The organism is Pseudomonas mosselii (genome assembly GCF_005796105.1).
In the GTDB taxonomy this organism is placed as follows: Bacteria; Pseudomonadota; Gammaproteobacteria; order Pseudomonadales; family Pseudomonadaceae; genus Aquipseudomonas; species Aquipseudomonas mosselii_C.
On sequence record NZ_VAUO01000007.1, the window covers coordinates 155,601 to 171,597 of the forward strand.

Annotated in this window: 11 protein-coding genes; 3 read left to right on the plus strand and 8 right to left on the minus strand. The window is 62.7% G+C overall.

Annotation, left to right across the window (positions count from 1 at the left end; all coding sequences use genetic code 11):
- Positions 1 to 43: 43 nt before the first annotated feature.
- Both selO and trxC read left to right on the plus strand, forming a co-directional pair.
- Entirely contained in the window at positions 44 to 1,504 is a 1,461-nt protein-coding gene (selO, locus tag FEM01_RS15890) for a protein adenylyltransferase SelO (RefSeq protein WP_138220440.1), read from the plus strand.
- Positions 1,505 to 1,548: 44 nt separating this feature from the next.
- Positions 1,549 to 1,983: a thioredoxin TrxC gene (trxC, locus tag FEM01_RS15895; RefSeq protein ID WP_138220441.1), complete on the plus strand. Its 435-nt coding sequence runs from the start codon at positions 1,549 to 1,551 to the stop codon at positions 1,981 to 1,983.
- Here the strand turns inward: trxC and FEM01_RS15900 are convergent.
- The gene (locus tag FEM01_RS15900; RefSeq protein ID WP_138220442.1) at positions 1,980 to 2,753 is read right to left on the minus strand and encodes a ParA family protein; all 774 of its coding nucleotides are present in this window, start codon (positions 2,751 to 2,753) and stop codon (positions 1,980 to 1,982) included. The genes trxC and FEM01_RS15900 overlap by 4 nt on opposite strands.
- A 52-nt stretch (positions 2,754 to 2,805) precedes the next feature.
- Positions 2,806 to 3,711 carry a LysR family transcriptional regulator gene (locus FEM01_RS15905; RefSeq protein WP_138220443.1) on the minus strand — a complete coding sequence of 302 codons (906 nt, stop codon included), beginning with the start codon at positions 3,709 to 3,711 and terminating at the stop codon, positions 2,806 to 2,808.
- A 122-nt stretch (positions 3,712 to 3,833) separates the two neighbouring features.
- Here FEM01_RS15905 and FEM01_RS15910 point away from each other — a divergent pair, with 122 nt between their 5' ends.
- Positions 3,834 to 5,075, plus strand: coding sequence for an MFS transporter (locus FEM01_RS15910; protein WP_138220444.1), 1,242 nt, complete (start codon positions 3,834 to 3,836; stop codon positions 5,073 to 5,075).
- Positions 5,076 to 5,124: 49 nt separating this feature from the next.
- Here the strand turns inward: FEM01_RS15910 and FEM01_RS15915 are convergent, their stop codons facing one another.
- The 6 genes from FEM01_RS15915 to aroB form a co-directional block, all read right to left on the minus strand.
- Positions 5,125 to 5,472 (minus strand): YgiW/YdeI family stress tolerance OB fold protein, encoded by a 348-nt coding sequence (locus tag FEM01_RS15915; RefSeq protein ID WP_138220445.1) that lies wholly within the window; start codon positions 5,470 to 5,472, stop codon positions 5,125 to 5,127.
- 141 nt (positions 5,473 to 5,613) lie between these two features.
- Positions 5,614 to 6,678, minus strand: a complete 1,065-nt coding sequence (gene hemE / locus FEM01_RS15920; protein WP_138220446.1) for a uroporphyrinogen decarboxylase — start codon at positions 6,676 to 6,678, stop codon at positions 5,614 to 5,616.
- Between the two features lie 217 nt (positions 6,679 to 6,895).
- Positions 6,896 to 8,314 (minus strand): FAD-dependent oxidoreductase, encoded by a 1,419-nt coding sequence (locus FEM01_RS15925; RefSeq protein ID WP_138220447.1) that lies wholly within the window; start codon positions 8,312 to 8,314, stop codon positions 6,896 to 6,898.
- A gap of 108 nt (positions 8,315 to 8,422) precedes the next feature.
- Entirely contained in the window at positions 8,423 to 12,868 is a 4,446-nt protein-coding gene (gene gltB, locus FEM01_RS15930) for a glutamate synthase large subunit (RefSeq protein WP_138220448.1), read from the minus strand.
- Between the two features lie 375 nt (positions 12,869 to 13,243).
- Entirely contained in the window at positions 13,244 to 14,845 is a 1,602-nt protein-coding gene (locus tag FEM01_RS15935) for an AAA family ATPase (RefSeq protein ID WP_138220449.1), read from the minus strand.
- A gap of 15 nt (positions 14,846 to 14,860) precedes the next feature.
- Positions 14,861 to 15,958, minus strand: coding sequence for a 3-dehydroquinate synthase (gene aroB, locus FEM01_RS15940; RefSeq protein ID WP_138220450.1), 1,098 nt, complete (start codon positions 15,956 to 15,958; stop codon positions 14,861 to 14,863).
- Between the last annotated feature and the right edge of the window lie 39 nt (positions 15,959 to 15,997).

Sequence of the window (15,997 nt, forward strand, 5' to 3'; positions counted from 1 at the left end):
GGCCTTACCGCCAGCCCTTGGCATCGATTTCCAGGAGCAGCCCGTGACGACCCTCGACCACCTGACCTTCGACAACCGCTTCGCCCGCCTGGGCGATACGTTCTCCACCGAGGTTCTGCCCGACCCCATCGCCGAACCGCGACTAGTGGTCGCCAGCGAGGCCGCCATGCGGCTGCTCGACCTCGACCCAGCCGAAGCCGAACTACCGGTCTTCGCCGAGCTGTTCAGCGGCCACAAGCTGTGGGCCGAGGCCGAGCCTCGGGCAATGGTCTATTCCGGCCATCAGTTCGGCGCGTACAACCCACGCCTGGGCGATGGCCGCGGCCTGTTGCTGGGCGAGGTGGTCAATGACCTGGGCGAGCACTGGGACCTGCACCTCAAGGGCGCAGGCCAGACGCCTTACTCGCGTATGGGTGACGGCCGTGCGGTGCTGCGCTCCTCAATCCGCGAATTTCTCGCCAGCGAGGCGCTGCACGCCCTGGGCATCCCCAGCAGCCGCGCCCTGTGCGTGATCGGCTCAAGCACCCCGGTGTGGCGCGAAACCCGTGAAAGCGCCGCCATGCTGCTGCGCCTGGCCCAGAGCCACGTGCGCTTCGGCCACTTCGAATACTTCTACTACACCAAGCAGCCCGAGCAGCAGCGCGTGCTGCTCGAGCATGTGCTGCAACAGCATTACCCCGAATGCCTGGATGCCGAGCAGCCGTTCCTGGCCATGTTCCGCACCATCGTCGAGCGCAACGCCGAGTTGGTCGCGCGTTGGCAGGCCTATGGTTTCTGCCATGGGGTGATGAATACCGACAACATGTCGATCCTTGGCATCACCTTCGACTTCGGTCCCTACGCCTTCCTCGACGACTTCGACGCTAACTTCATCTGCAACCACTCCGACGACCGTGGCCGCTACAGCTACGCCAACCAGGTGCCGATTGCCCACTGGAACCTCAGCGCCCTGGCCCAGGCGCTGACCACAGTGATCGAGGTGGAGCCACTCAAGCGCACGCTGGAGCTGTTCCTGCCGCTGTACCAGGCCCACTACCTTGACCTGATGCGCCGTCGCCTGGGTTTGACCTGCGCCGAGGACGACGACATGGCGCTGGTCGAGCGCCTGTTGCAACGCATGCAGAGCGGCGGCGTGGACTACACCTTGTTCTTCCGTCGTCTGGGCGATCAGCCGGTGGCGGAGGCGTTGCAGCAGGTGCGCAATGACTTTATCGACTTGGCCGGCTTCGATGCCTGGGGCGCCGAATACCTGGCCCGTTGCCAGCGCGAGCCGGGTAACGCCGAAGGCCGGCGCGCGCGCATGCATGCGGTCAACCCGCTGTACATCCTGCGCAACTACCTGGCCCAAAAAGCCATCGAGGCCGCAGAAGGTGGTGACTACAGCGAGGTACGGCGACTGCATCAGGTGTTGAGCAAGCCGTTCGAAGAGCAGGACGGCATGCAGGCGTATGCCGAGCGGCCGCCTGAGTGGGGCAAGCACCTGGAGATCAGCTGTTCATCCTGAATCCTGGGGCTGCGCAACAACCCCAACATTATCAAGGAGATAAAATGTCCAACCCCCTGGTAATCCCCTGCCCCCACTGCAACGGCCTGAGCCGACTGCCCGCCGACCGCCTGGGTGACAGCCCAAAGTGCGGTCGCTGCAAGCAAGACATGCTGCTAACCCGCCCGTTCGACCTTAGCCAAGGCAACTACAGCGCCCAGATCAAGGGCGACCTGCCACTGCTGCTGGATGTCTGGGCCGACTGGTGCGGCCCATGCAAGAGCTTCGCGCCGGTGTTCGAGCAAGCCGCCCGCCAACTCACCGGCCGCTGCCGCCTGGCCAAGCTCGACAGCGAAGCCAACCGCAACCTGGCAGGAGAACTGGGCATCCGCTCGATCCCCAGTCTGATCCTGTTTAAAAATGGCCGCGAAGTGAGCCGCCAGGCCGGCGCGTTGCCACTCCCGTCATTGCTGGAGTGGCTGCTCGGGCAGGGAGTCTAGGCGCTACGTTCGAGCAGATCGTGCAGTTCAACGAACTGCTGCGTCAGCTTGTGCCGGGGTTCCAGGTGGATCAGCGGCAGGCTGGCATGGTGGGATTCGCGCATCTTCACCGAACTCCCCAGGTACACCGGCAGTACCGGCAAGCCTTCGGCCAGCAGTTCGTCGAGCATTTGTTGCGGCAGGCTAGCCCGCGACTGGAACTGGTTGACCACGATGCCTTCGACGACCAACTCGTCGTTGTGATCTTCCTTGAGCTCGTCGATCTCAGCCAGCAGGCCATACAGTGCCTGACGGGAAAAACTGTCGCAATCGAAGGGAATTAGCACGCGATCAGCGGCAATCAGCGCAGAAACCGCATAGAAATTCAGCGCAGGTGGCGTGTCGATGTAGATCCGATCGTAATCGTCGTCGAGCGCTTCGAGCAGTTTGCGCAGCTTGTTGATCTTATGCTTGGCCTCAAGCTTGGGCTGTAGGTCAGCCAGCTCCGGTGTGGCGGTGACGACATGCAGATTGTCGAACGGGGTTTCGTAGATATCGACCGTGTTCTTCTTGGCGAACGGCCCGCTGGACAACGACTGCTTGAAGAAATCGGCGATGCCCATGGGGATATCGTCGCCAGTGAGCCCCGTCAGGTACTGGGTCGAGTTGGCCTGGGCATCCAGGTCGATCAGCAGGGTCCGATAGCCTTCGCTGGCACTCACCGCGGCCAGGTTGCAGGCAATGCTCGACTTGCCCACGCCACCTTTCTGATTGAATACCACGCGCCGCATGATTGACCTCCGTGTTTCAACGAATGCCCGAGTATGTGACCAGTGCTGCGGTTTAGCCAGCACCTTCGGGCATTTCCAGAGCCGCCAGCAGCTCGACGAACGCACGGGCCATAGCCGATGCCGACGCCTCACGGCGCACCAGCCAGACCGCCGTCATTGCCTCCTCGTCCAACAGCGTGCGGTACACCACGCCCTCGATGCGCATGCGCTGGAACGACGCCGGTAGCACCGACACCCCAAGCCCTGCCGACACCAGGCCGATAATCGTCATTGCCTCACCGGCCTCCTGGGCGAAGTGCGGGCTGAAGCCTGCCTGGCGCGCCAAATGCAGCAATTGCGCATGCAGACCACTGCCGTAGCTACGCGGGAAGAACACGAACGGCTCATGTGCCAGTGCCTGCATGTACAGCCCTTGCGCGCTACCAGCTGCCAACGGATGCGAGGCGTTCAGCACTGCTACCAGCGGCTCGCGGAACAGTTCGGTACAACGGATGCCAGCCGGCAAAGGCATCGGACGCATCAAACCGACTTCGATGGATTCGTCGAACACCGCCTCCACCACCTCACGGCTGCTCATTTCCTTGAGGTTCAGGTGCACCGAAGGGTAGCGCTGGCGGAACGCGTGAATCGCCCGGGGAATACGCGAGGTGAACGGCGCCGACGAGGTGAAGCCGATCTTCATCTCACCCAGCTCACCCAATTGCGCGCGGCGCGCCACGTCGGCCGCCTTCTCTACCTGCGCCAGCACCTGGCGGGCTTCCTCAAGGAACAGCCGCCCGGCCTCGCTGAGTTCGACGCGACGGTTGGTACGCTCGAACAAGCGGGCACCCAGCTCCTGCTCCAGGGCCTGGATCTGCTGACTCAACGGTGGTTGTGAGATGCCCAGTTGCTGGGCCGCGCGGCCAAAGTGCAGCTCCTCGGCCACGGCAATGAAGTAACGCAGGTGACGCAGCTCCATGATTGGCTCCGAACAAGTCGTATAACGTCTTAAACAGGTCGAACAATATATTGGATCTAATCATTAGCCAGCTATATGCTTTTTTCATCGCAGCACCGGCCCCGCGCCCGAGGTACCCTTTCGTGAGAACCGCCGCAGCCCCCTTTGCCCCCGAACCCGAACCTGCCGTGAACGACAGCTGGATCGAAAAAGGCACCCCCGCCTTCATGAAGACCGTACTGGCGCTGTTCAGCGGCGGTTTCGCCACCTTTGCCCTGCTCTACTGCGTACAGCCGATGATGCCGCTGCTGTCGCAGGAGTTCGCCATCAACGCAGCCCAGAGCAGCCTGGTGCTGTCGGTATCCACCGCCATGCTCGCCATCGGTCTGCTGATCACCGGGCCTATTTCCGACCGTATCGGGCGCAAGCCGGTGATGGTCTTCGCGCTGCTGTGCGCGGCGTTGTCGACCCTGGCCAGCGCGGTGATGCCAAGCTGGGAACTGGTGCTGGCCACGCGCGCCTTGGTAGGCCTTTCGCTGAGCGGCCTGGCGGCAGTCGCGATGACCTACCTGAGCGAAGAGATCCACCCACAGCACATCGGCCTGGCCATGGGCTTGTACATTGGCGGCAATGCCATCGGCGGGATGAGCGGACGGCTGATCAGCGGCGTGCTGATCGACTTCGTCAGCTGGCACACCGCGATGCTGGTGATTGGCGGCCTGGCGCTGGTAGCCGCGCTGGTGTTCTGGAAGGTGCTGCCCGAATCGCGCAATTTCCGCGCCCAGGCCATGAACCCACGCAGCCTGCTGGATGGCTTCGTGATGCACTTCAAGGATGCCGGGCTCCCATGGCTGTTCCTCGAAGCATTCCTGCTGATGGGCGCCTTCGTCACGCTGTTCAACTACATCGGCTACCGCCTGTTGGCTGGCCCTTACCACATGAACCAGGCGCTGGTCGGGCTGCTGTCGGTGGTCTACCTGTCGGGTATCTACAGCTCGGCCCAGGTCGGCGCACTGGCCGATAAGCTGGGTCGGCGCAAGGTGTTCTGGGCCAGTATCGTGGTAATGGCTGGCGGCCTGCTGATGACAATGACCAACCCGCTAACGCTGATCATCCTTGGCATGCTGGTGTTCACCTTCGGCTTCTTCGGCGCGCATTCGGTAGCCAGTAGCTGGATCGGACGCCGGGCCTTCAAGGCCAAGGGGCAGGCCTCATCGCTCTACCTGTTCTGCTATTACGCAGGATCTAGCGTGGCGGGGACCGCCGGCGGGATGTTCTGGCACCAGTGGGGCTGGAACGGTATCGGGCTGTTCATCGGCAGCTTGCTGGCCGTGGCGTTGGCAGTAGCCGTGCATCTGAGTCGATTGGCGCCGAAGTCGGCATAAGGCATTCGCGGTGCTCCGGCATTGCGACCACCGCGACTAGGCCCTCGGATCAGTTGATGATCTCGACAATATCCACATCCACTTCACGGCTCATCAAGTGCTTCTCCACCTCACCGGTCAGCTTGACGCGGGTCTTCTCGTTAAACGGCGTGGGTGGCAAGTCTTCATCGTCGATCTCGACGGTGATGGTGCCGGTGTTGTCCTTGAACTCGTACTTGTCGTCGTTGTTGATCTTCTTGGTGACGAAGCCTTGCAGCACGACCGGGGTATCGTCGGCAGCGTCGTTGGCCGCAGCGACGGTGGTCACGGCCTGGGCGCCAGGGCCGGTGTAGCCGGCAGCCAGGGCGGCCGTGCTGAACAGCGGGGCGAGGATCAGGGGCAGGTAACGGGCTTTCATGATGATCGGGTCCTGTTTGCGTTTTGATGCGCCCAGATTACCGACGATCGCTGAATTCAAACTTAATCCAAACAAACGCGGGACCAGCCCGCTTCCACGCCTGTACGTGGAAGCGGGCTGGTCCCGCGATAGGTAAGCGGTTTACCCGTGGTACTGCGCCGACAGCTCGTGCACGGCGTTGATGAACACGCCAGCGTGCTCAGGGTCGACTTCCGGCGTGATGCCGTGGCCGAGGTTGAACACATGGCCGCTGCCGTTGCCGTAGCTGGCCAGGATACGCGCCACTTCCTTGCGGATAGCCTCGGGCTTGGCGTACAACACGGTCGGGTCCATGTTGCCCTGCAAGGCCACCTTGTCACCGACGCGGCGGCGCGCATCGCCGATCTCGCAGGTCCAGTCCAGGCCCAAGGCGTCGGCGCCGGCTTCGGCGATGCTTTCCAGCCACAGGCCACCGTTCTTGGTGAACAGGATGACTGGCACCTTGCGCCCTTCGTGCTCGCGGATCAGGCCGCTGACGATCTTGCGCATATAGTTAAGCGAGAACTCCTGATAAGCCGCCGCCGACAGGTTGCCACCCCAGGTGTCGAAGATCTGCACCGCCTGCGCGCCCGCCAGGATCTGGCCGTTGAGGTAGCTGGTGACCGACTGGGCCAGCTTATCCAGCAGCAAGTGCAGGGCTTCGGGGTTGTCGTAGGCCATGGCCTTGGTCTTGCGGAAGTCCTTCGACGAACCGCCCTCGACCATATAGGTGGCCAGGGTCCAGGGGCTGCCGGAGAAGCCAATCAGCGGCACGCGGCCATTGAGTTCGCGGCGGATGGTGCTGACCGCGTCCATGACGTAGCCCAAGTCCTTCTGCGGATCGGGGATCGGCAGTGCCTCGATATCCGCCAGGGTGCTGACGACCTTCTTGAAACGCGGGCCTTCGCCGGTTTCAAAATACAGGCCCTGACCCATGGCATCGGGGATGGTGAGGATGTCCGAGAACAGAATCGCCGCATCCAGCGGGTAGCGCTCCAGCGGCTGCAAGGTGACCTCGCAGGCGAACTGCGGGTTCATGCACAGGCTCATGAAGTCACCCGCCTTGGCACGGCTGGCGCGGTACTCCGGCAAGTAGCGGCCGGCCTGGCGCATCATCCAGACTGGGGTGACGTCTACGGGTTGCTTGAGCAGCGCGCGCAGGAAACGATCGTTCTTCAGGGCAGTCATGTCGGCATCCGGAAAAAAAGTGCGGGCATTTTCTCAGACGCAGACGCAAAAGGCACGGCCAAGGCCATGCGTTTTGTCTATTGGGTGCCGTAGATCAAACGATCTTGTATACAAAAAATGGCTTTGGGGGCCGCTTCGCAGCCCTTTCGCGGCACCAGGCCGCTCCTACAGGGGTAGGACCGGCCCGAAAGGGCTGCAAGGCAGCCCGCAGGATGGATCAGACTTCGAGGTAATCCAGGATGCCTTCGGCAGCGTTACGCCCTTCGAAGATCGCCGTCACCACCAGGTCCGAACCGCGCACCATGTCGCCACCCGCGAAGATTTTCGGGTTGCTGGTCTGGTGCTTGAACTTGCCCTTCTCCGGCGCCACCACGCGGCCTTGGCTGTCCAGCTGGATACCGTGCTGCTCGAACCATGGCGCCGGGCTTGGACGGAAACCGAAGGCGATGACCACGGCGTCGGCCGGCAGGATCTCCTCGGAGCCTGGGATCGGCTCGGGGCTGCGACGGCCACGGGCATCCGGCTCGCCCAGGCGCGTTTCGACCACCTTGACGCCTTCGACCTTGTCTTCACCGACGATGGCGATGGGCTGGCGGTTGTAGAGGAACTTAACGCCTTCTTCCTTGGCGTTCTTCACCTCTTTGCGCGAGCCCGGCATGTTGGCTTCGTCGCGGCGATAAGCACAGGTCACCGACTTGGCGCCCTGACGGATTGAGGTGCGGTTGCAGTCCATGGCGGTGTCGCCGCCGCCCAGTACCACGACCTTCTTGCCCTGCATGTCGACGAAATCTTCCGGCGACTTCTCGAAACCGAGGTTGCGGTTGACGTTGGCGATCAGGAAGTCCAGTGCGTCGTGCACACCCGGCAGGTCCTCACCTGGGAAGCCACCTTTCATGTAGGTGTAGGTGCCCATGCCCATGAACACGGCATCGTATTCAGCGAGCAGTTGCTCCATGCTGATGTCCTTGCCCACCTCGGTGTTCAGGCGGAACTCGATGCCCATGCCGGTGAAGACTTCGCGGCGATTGCTCAGCACGGTCTTTTCCAGCTTGAACTCGGGGATGCCGAAGGTCAGCAGGCCACCGATCTCGGGGTTCTTGTCGAACACCACCGGGGTCACCCCGGCACGCACCAGCACATCGGCGCAGCCCAGGCCCGCAGGGCCGGCACCGATGATCGCGACACGCTTGCCGGTCGGCTTGACCTTGGACATGTCCGGGCGCCAGCCCATGGCGAACGCGGTGTCGGTGATGTACTTCTCGACCGAGCCGATGGTCACCGCACCGAAACCATCGTTCAGCGTACAAGCCCCCTCGCACAGGCGGTCTTGCGGGCACACGCGACCACAGACTTCCGGCAGGGTGTTGGTCTGATGGGACAGCTCGGCCGCTGCCAGGATGTTGCCTTCGGAGACCAGCTTCAACCAGTTGGGGATGAAGTTGTGGACCGGACACTTCCATTCGCAATACGGGTTACCGCAGCCCAGGCAACGGTGCGCCTGCTCGGCGGACTGCTGCGGCTTGAACGGTTCGTAGATCTCGACGAACTCTTTCTTACGCTGGCGCAGCAGCTTTTTCTTCGGGTCCTTACGGCCCACTTCGATGAACTGGAAGTCGTTACTCAGACGTTCAGCCATTTTTTCAAAACCTCTTAACAGCAGCTGCGAGCTACAAGCTGCAAGCCGCAAGACGATCACTTAAGCCGGGCAGGCCCCGCGCACGGGGCTTGCCACTTGCAGCTGCTTTTACTGCGGGTTGGCACGGGTGCTGGACAGCAGTTGCTTCAGATTGGCCGCCTTGGGCTTGACCAGCCAGAAACGTCGCACGTAGTCGTCCAGGTTCTCGAAGAGCTCACGCCCCCACGCGCTGCCAGTCTCTTCCACATACTCGCCCAGGACCCGCGCCAGGTGGCTGCGGTAGGCTTCCATCGCCTCACCACTGATGCGCTGGATTTCCACCAGCTCATGGTTGAGTTTGTCGACGAAGGTGTTGTCCATATCGAGCACGTAGGCGAAACCGCCCGTCATGCCAGAACCGAAGTTGTAACCGGTCTTGCCCAGGACGCAGACAAAGCCGCCGGTCATGTATTCGCAGCAGTGATCGCCGGTGCCCTCGACTACAGCGTGGGCGCCGGAGTTACGCACAGCGAAGCGCTCGCCAGCGGTGCCGGCGGCGAACAGCTTGCCACCGGTGGCACCGTACAGGCAGGTGTTGCCGACGATGGCGCTGTGCTGGGTTTCGAACGGGCTACCGGCAGGTGGCACGATGGTCAGCTTGCCACCGGTCATGCCCTTGCCGACGTAGTCGTTGGCGTCGCCTTCCAGGTGCAGGTTCAGGCCACCGGCGTTCCACACGCCGAAGCTCTGGCCCGCGGTGCCCTTGAAGCGGAAGGTGATCGGCGCAGCGGCCATGCCCTGGTTGCCGTGCAGCTTGGCGATTTCGCCCGAGATGCGCGCACCGATGGAACGGTCGCAGTTGCAGATGTCGAGGTTGAACTCGCCACCGGCCATGTCACGGATGGCTGGCAGCGCCATCTCGACCATTTTCTCGGCCAGCTCGCCCTGGTCGAACGGCGGGTTCTTGTCCACCTCGCAGAACTGCGGCTTGTCAGCCGGAATGTGCGCGCTGCCCAGCAGCGGGCTGAGGTCCAGGTACTGCTGACGCTCGGTGTCGCCCGGCAGCACGTCGAGCAGGTCGGTGCGACCGATCAGCTCGCCGAGGCTGCGTACACCCAGCTTGGCCAGCCACTCACGGGTCTCTTCGGCGACGAAGGTGAAGAAGTTGATCACCATGTCGACAGTGCCGATGTAGTGGTCCTTGCGCAGCTTGTCGTTCTGGGTAGCGACGCCGGTGGCGCAGTTGTTCAGGTGACAGATACGCAGGTACTTGCAGCCCAGGGCGATCATTGGCGCGGTGCCGAAGCCGAAGCTCTCGGCGCCGAGGATGGCCGCCTTGATCACGTCCAGGCCGGTTTTCAGTCCGCCGTCGGTCTGTACCCGCACCTTGCCGCGCAGGTCGTTGCCGCGCAGGGTCTGGTGGGTCTCGGCCAGGCCCAGCTCCCACGGTGCGCCCGCGTACTTGATCGAGGTCAGTGGCGAAGCGCCAGTGCCACCGTCGTAGCCGGAGATGGTGATCAGGTCGGCGTAGGCCTTGGCCACGCCAGCGGCGATGGTGCCTACGCCAGCTTCAGCGACCAGCTTGACCGAAACCAGCGCCTGCGGGTTGACCTGCTTGAGGTCGAAGATCAGCTGGGACAGGTCTTCGATCGAGTAGATGTCGTGGTGCGGCGGTGGCGAGATCAGGGTCACGCCCGGCACCGCGTAGCGCAGCTTGGCGATCAGGCCGTTGACCTTGCCGCCTGGCAGCTGGCCGCCTTCACCGGGCTTGGCACCCTGGGCGACCTTGATCTGCAACACCTCAGCGTTGACCAGGTATTCCGGGGTCACACCGAAGCGGCCGGTCGCGACTTGCTTGATTTTCGAGCTGCGGATGGTGCCGTAGCGCGATGGGTCTTCACCGCCCTCACCGGAGTTCGAGCGCGCGCCGATGCGGTTCATCGCCTCGGCCAGTGCTTCGTGAGCCTCGGGAGACAACGCGCCCAGCGAGATACCGGCGGAGTCGAAGCGCTTGAGGATCGCCTCCAGCGGCTCGACTTGATCCAGGGCCAGCGGCTGGTCGGCGACCTTGACCTTGAGCAGGTCGCGGATCATCGACACCGGGCGCTGGTCAACCAGCGTGGTGTATTCCTTGAACTTGGCGTAGTCGCCCTGCTGCACGGCGGCTTGCAGGGTATTGACCACATCCGGGTTGTAGGCGTGGTATTCGCCACCGTGGACGAACTTCAGCAGCCCGCCTTGCTGGATCGGCTTGCGCGCGCTCCAGGCTTCAGCTGCCAGCAGCTTCTGATCGCTTTCCAGGTCGACGAAACGCGCGCCCTTGATGCGGCTCGGAACGCCACGGAAGCTCAGCGCGACCACTTCTTCGGACAGGCCGATGGCTTCGAACAGCTGCGCGCCACGGTACGAGGCGATGGTGGAGATACCCATCTTCGACAGGATCTTCAGCAGGCCTTTGGAAATACCTTTGCGGTAGTACTTGAAGACCTCGTCCAGGTCACCCAGCACTTCGCCAGTGCGGATCAGATCGGCCAGCACTTCGTAGGCCAAATACGGGTAAACCGCCGAAGCACCGAAGCCCAGCAACACCGCGAAGTGGTGCGGGTCGCGTGCGGTGGCGGTCTCGACCAGGATGTTGCTGTCGCAACGCAGGCCCTGCTCGGTCAGGCGGTGGTGCACTGCACCGACGGCCAGCGAGGCGTGTACCGGCAGCTTGCCAGGGGCGATGTAGCGGTCGCTCAGTACCAGTTGGGTCTTGCCGCTGCGCACAGCCTCTTCGGCCTGATCGGCGATGTTGCGGATGGCCGCTTCCAGGCCGACGCTCTCATCGTAGTTGAGGTCGATCAGTTGACGGTCGAAGCCTTCGCGCTCCAGGTTCATCAGCGAACGCCACTTGGCGGGCGAGATGACCGGCGAGCTGAGGATTACCCGCGAAGCATGCTCGGGAGACTCCTGGAAGATATTGCGCTCAGCCCCCAGGCAGATTTCCAGCGACATCACGATCGCTTCGCGCAGCGGGTCGATCGGTGGGTTGGTCACCTGGGCGAACTGCTGGCGGAAGAAGTCGTACGGCGAACGTACGCGCTGCGACAGCACAGCCATCGGCGTGTCGTCACCCATCGAGCCGACTGCTTCCTGGCCCTGCTCACCCAACGGGCGCAACACCTGGTCACGCTCCTCGAAGGTGACCTGGAACATCTTCATGTACTGCTTGAGCTGGTCAGCGTCGTAGCTGGCCACGCCCTGGTCGTCGGTCAGGCTCGCCTGGATACGCGTGGCGTGCTGACGCAGCCAGCGCTTGTACGGGTGGCGCGACTTCAGGCGGTTGTCGATGGCATCGGTGTCGAGGATCTGGCCGGTCTCGGTGTCGACCGCAAAGATCTGGCCTGGACCAACACGGCCTTTGGCAATGACGTCTTCAGGCTTGTAGTCCCACACGCCGATTTCCGACGCCAGGGTGATGTAGCCGTTCTTGGTGGTGACCCAACGCGCCGGGCGCAGGCCATTGCGGTCAAGCAGGCATACCGCATGGCGACCTTCGGTCATGACGATACCGGCCGGGCCATCCCACGGTTCCATGTGCATGGAGTTGTATTCGTAGAAGGCGCGCAGGTCGGCGTCCATGGTCTCGACGTTCTGCCAGGCAGGCGGAACCAACATGCGCACGCCACGGAACAGGTCGATGCCGCCGGTGACCATCAACTCGAGCATGTTGTCCATGCTCGAAGAGTCGGAGCCGACGCGGTTGACCAACGGGCCAAGCTCTTCGAGGTCGGGGATCAGGTCGTTGGCGAACTTGGTGCGACGGGCCATGGCCCAGTTGCGGTTGCCAGTGATGGTGTTGATCTCGCCGTTGTGGGCGAGGAAGCGGAACGGCTGCGCCAGCGGCCACTTCGGCAGGGTGTTGGTAGAGAAGCGCTGGTGGAACACGCAAATCGCGGTTTGCAGGCGCTCGTCACCGAGGTCTGGATAGAAGGCCGCGAGATCGCGCGGCATCATCAGGCCTTTGTAGATGATGGTCTTGTGCGAGAAGCTGCAGATGTAGTGGTCGGCGTCGTGGGCGTTGGCCACGGACGAGCGGCGACGGGCACTGAACAGCTTGATCGCGAATTCCTGATCGCTCAGCCCTTCACCGCCGATGAACACCTGCTCGATCTGCGGCAGGCGCTCCAGCGCCAGGCGACCGAGGACGCTGGTGTCGATCGGGACCTTGCGCCAGCCGACCAGCTTCAGGCCAGCATTGACGATCTCGCGGTCCATGTTGGCGCGGGCGGCTTCGGCTTTGACCGGGTCCTGGTTGAAGAACACCATGCCAACGGCGTACTGCTTAGGCAGTTCGACGGCAAAATGCTCCTGGGCCACGGCACGCAGGAATTGATCGGGCTTCTGCATGAGCAGACCGCAACCGTCGCCGGTCTTGCCGTCGGCGTTGATGCCACCACGGTGGGTCATGCAGGTCAGTGCCTGCATGGCGGTTTGCAGAAGGTGGTGACTCGGCTCGCCCGCCATGTGGGCGATCAGGCCGAAACCACAGTTGTCCTTGAATTCTTCGGGATGGTACAGACCTGTTTTCATAGACACTTTCTCACCAGGTTCACCTCTCAACCGGAGGCAAATCTCTTTTTTAACAACCACTTACCATCCACGCCGATCAAACGCCAGCTTTTTTGCGGTGGCCATGGAAAACCATTGTTGCACAGCGACAGTGATGCCCACAAATTTTCATGTCTCATTACTGAAAATTTATGTCGCAATTTTGAATGTTTTTGCGCCATGCGCCGTGATAGCGGCTTGGCATGAGTCTGAAGCGTTTCAGCCATGACTGCAATGGAAGGCTTGTGGCCGGCAGTCTGGGACAGAAAAGCCTGCCGCGCTCAGGCGCAGCAGGCTAGTTGAAAGCTAGAAGTCGCTCAGCAACTGGGCGGCGGGGGTAATGCCGCCCGGAAGGTATCAGCGGGCCGTGGCCAGCTCTTGTTGGACGCTGCCGACGGTACGTGGCCAAGGTTTACCAGCCTGGACCTTGGCTGGCAAGTTCTTGATTGCCGCAGCGGCTGCATCGCGGTTGGCGAAATTACCATAAGTGACCACATACAGGGGCTTGCCCTGCAGGTTCTTGCGGAAGTAGCGATAGTCGCCACCCTGCGCCTTGACGAACGCCTGAGCCGACGCCTCGGAGCTGGTACCGAATACCTGAACCACATAGTTGCCGGCTTTCTGGCCGGCATACCAGCTGCTGTTGCCCGCCCCGCCAGCGCTGGCACTCTCAACCGATTTGGCCGCAGGTTTCGCACTGGCGACTTGGGTCGGCACGGCAACGGGCTTGGCAGGTGCAACCGGCTTGGCTGGCTGAGTGGCGACGTTTTTCTGAGCAGGCGCCACCGTCACGGGCTGCGCCGGAGCAGGGGCCGCGCTAGCCGAGGCACCCTCGGGCGGTGCGATGGTGGTCACGGTCGGCGGAACGGCTGCCGAGGGCGCAGCCGGTTGCAGGGCAGTGTTGCCTGCCGGGCTGCTTTCCTCACCCTCACCCATGCCTGCGGCCTGGGCCAGCGGTTCGCGCATGACCGGCTGCGACTGACCGACCAACGGCAGCGGCATCGGCTGCGACGAGCCAGAAAATTCGATGGCTGGAGCGCCGCTGCCCTGCTGCCCGAGCGGCAGTTGGGCCTGGGCGGCTGGCGCCTCGGTCGGCGCCTTGTCACCCTTCTTGGGCATCAGAACCGCTGCACCAACGGCGACCACGACCACAGCGGACAACGCAAGCACGTGTTTCTTAGGCATTTTGAACCCCATGGATGGTCGCTTGGCCGTGGTACGGCTGGCGATCATGGCTTCGATCAAAGTGTCGCGAGCGACCTGGTTGATGGTCCCAGGCCACCCGTCGGAGTTTTCGTGGATATCGACGATCTGCTCGCGAGTGAACACCTCGATGCCCCGGCCCGCGCCATCCAGACGCTGCTCCAGGTACTCGCGGGTTTCTTCCTCGCTGTAGGGGGCCAGCTCGATGATGTGGAAACGCTCCTCATCGATGTTGATCTCCTCCAGCCCTGCGATCAGCGATGGCTCGCCGAACAGGAACACATGCGGACGCCCCTCGGCGACGCCAGCCGCCAACTCCAGCAACGCTTGGAGTGCCGACTCGTCGAGTTGTTCCGCATCGTCCACCAGCAAATAGACTTCTTGGCCGGTCAGCGCCAGTTGCACCACCTGCGAAAGGATCGCCTGTACCTCGGGCTCAGCCACGTTCAGTGACTGCGCCACCTGGCCCAGTACACTGGCAGCATCCGAAGCGCCGCGGGCCGATACCACCACGCTCTGCACCGACTGCTTGTTGGTACTGGCCACCAAGGCCTGGCGCAGCAGGGTCTTGCCGCTGCCAACGGGACCGGTGACCACCAGCATCAGCTGACTGTAGCGCGCCAGGTGATGCAACTGCCCCAACACGGGCTTGCGCTGGGCGGGGAAGAACTTGAAACCGGGCACCCGGGGGGCGAACGGATCGTGGGTCAGTTGATAGTGTTCGAGGAACGCCTCATCGGCATGCAGAGTGCTCATTGCGTTGTCACAACCTCAAAGCTGGGCCACGATCGCGCGGTAGTCCGCCGTCAGCGTGGCCTGAAGAATCTCTTTCGGATAGTCGTCGGTGACGACGGCCTCACCCATCTGGCGTAACAGCACCAGACGCAGACGCCCGTCGAGCACTTTCTTGTCGACCGCCATGTGCTCCATGAAATGCGCCGGGGTCATTTCCTGTGGTGGCACCACCGGCAATCCTGCGTCCTGCAGCAGGCGAATTCCGCGATCACGCGCCGGCTGGTCGATCCAGCCCAGACGCATGGACATCTCCAAGGCCATCACCGTGCCAGCCGCTACGGCTTCGCCGTGCAGCCAGACGCCATAGCCCATGTGGGTCTCGATGGCATGGCCAAAGGTATGACCAAGGTTGAGCGTGGCACGTACGCCCGACTCGCGCTCATCGGCGCCGACCACTGCGGCCTTGGCTGCGCAAGAGCGGCGGATCGCCTCGGTCAGCGCGACAGGCTCCAAGGTACGCAGGGCACGCATATTGTCTTCGAGCCAGCCGAGGAACGGTTTGTCGCAAATCAGCCCGTACTTGATGACCTCGGCAAGACCCGCAGACAGCTCGCGCTCGGGCAGGGTCTTGAGGCTGGCGGTGTCGATCAGCACCGCATTGGGCTGGTAGAAAGCACCGACCATGTTCTTGCCCAATGGGTGGTTGATACCGGTCTTGCCGCCCACCGACGAATCGACCTGCGACAGCAACGTGGTCGGCACCTGGATGAAATCGACACCGCGCTGATAGCACGCGGCGGCGAAACCGGCCATGTCACCGATGACCCCTCCCCCGAGGGCGACAACGGTGGTACGCCGGTCGTGACGAGCGGTCAGCAGCGCATCGAAGATCAGTTGAAGGGTTTCCCAGTTCTTGTGCGCCTCGCCGTCGGGCAGCACCACAGGCAGCACGTTATAAGCACCCAGGGTCTTGGCAAGGCGCTCCAGGTACAGGGGGGCGACGGTCTCGTTGGAGACAATGGCGACCTGCCGACCGGCGATATGCGGCTTGAGCAGCTCAGGTTGGTCCAGCAGCCCTTCGCCAATATAGATCGGGTAGCTGCGCTCGCCCAGGTCGACCTTTAGTGTCTGCATGTATCCCCACAATGTACTTGGGCACAGTGCTGACGCTGC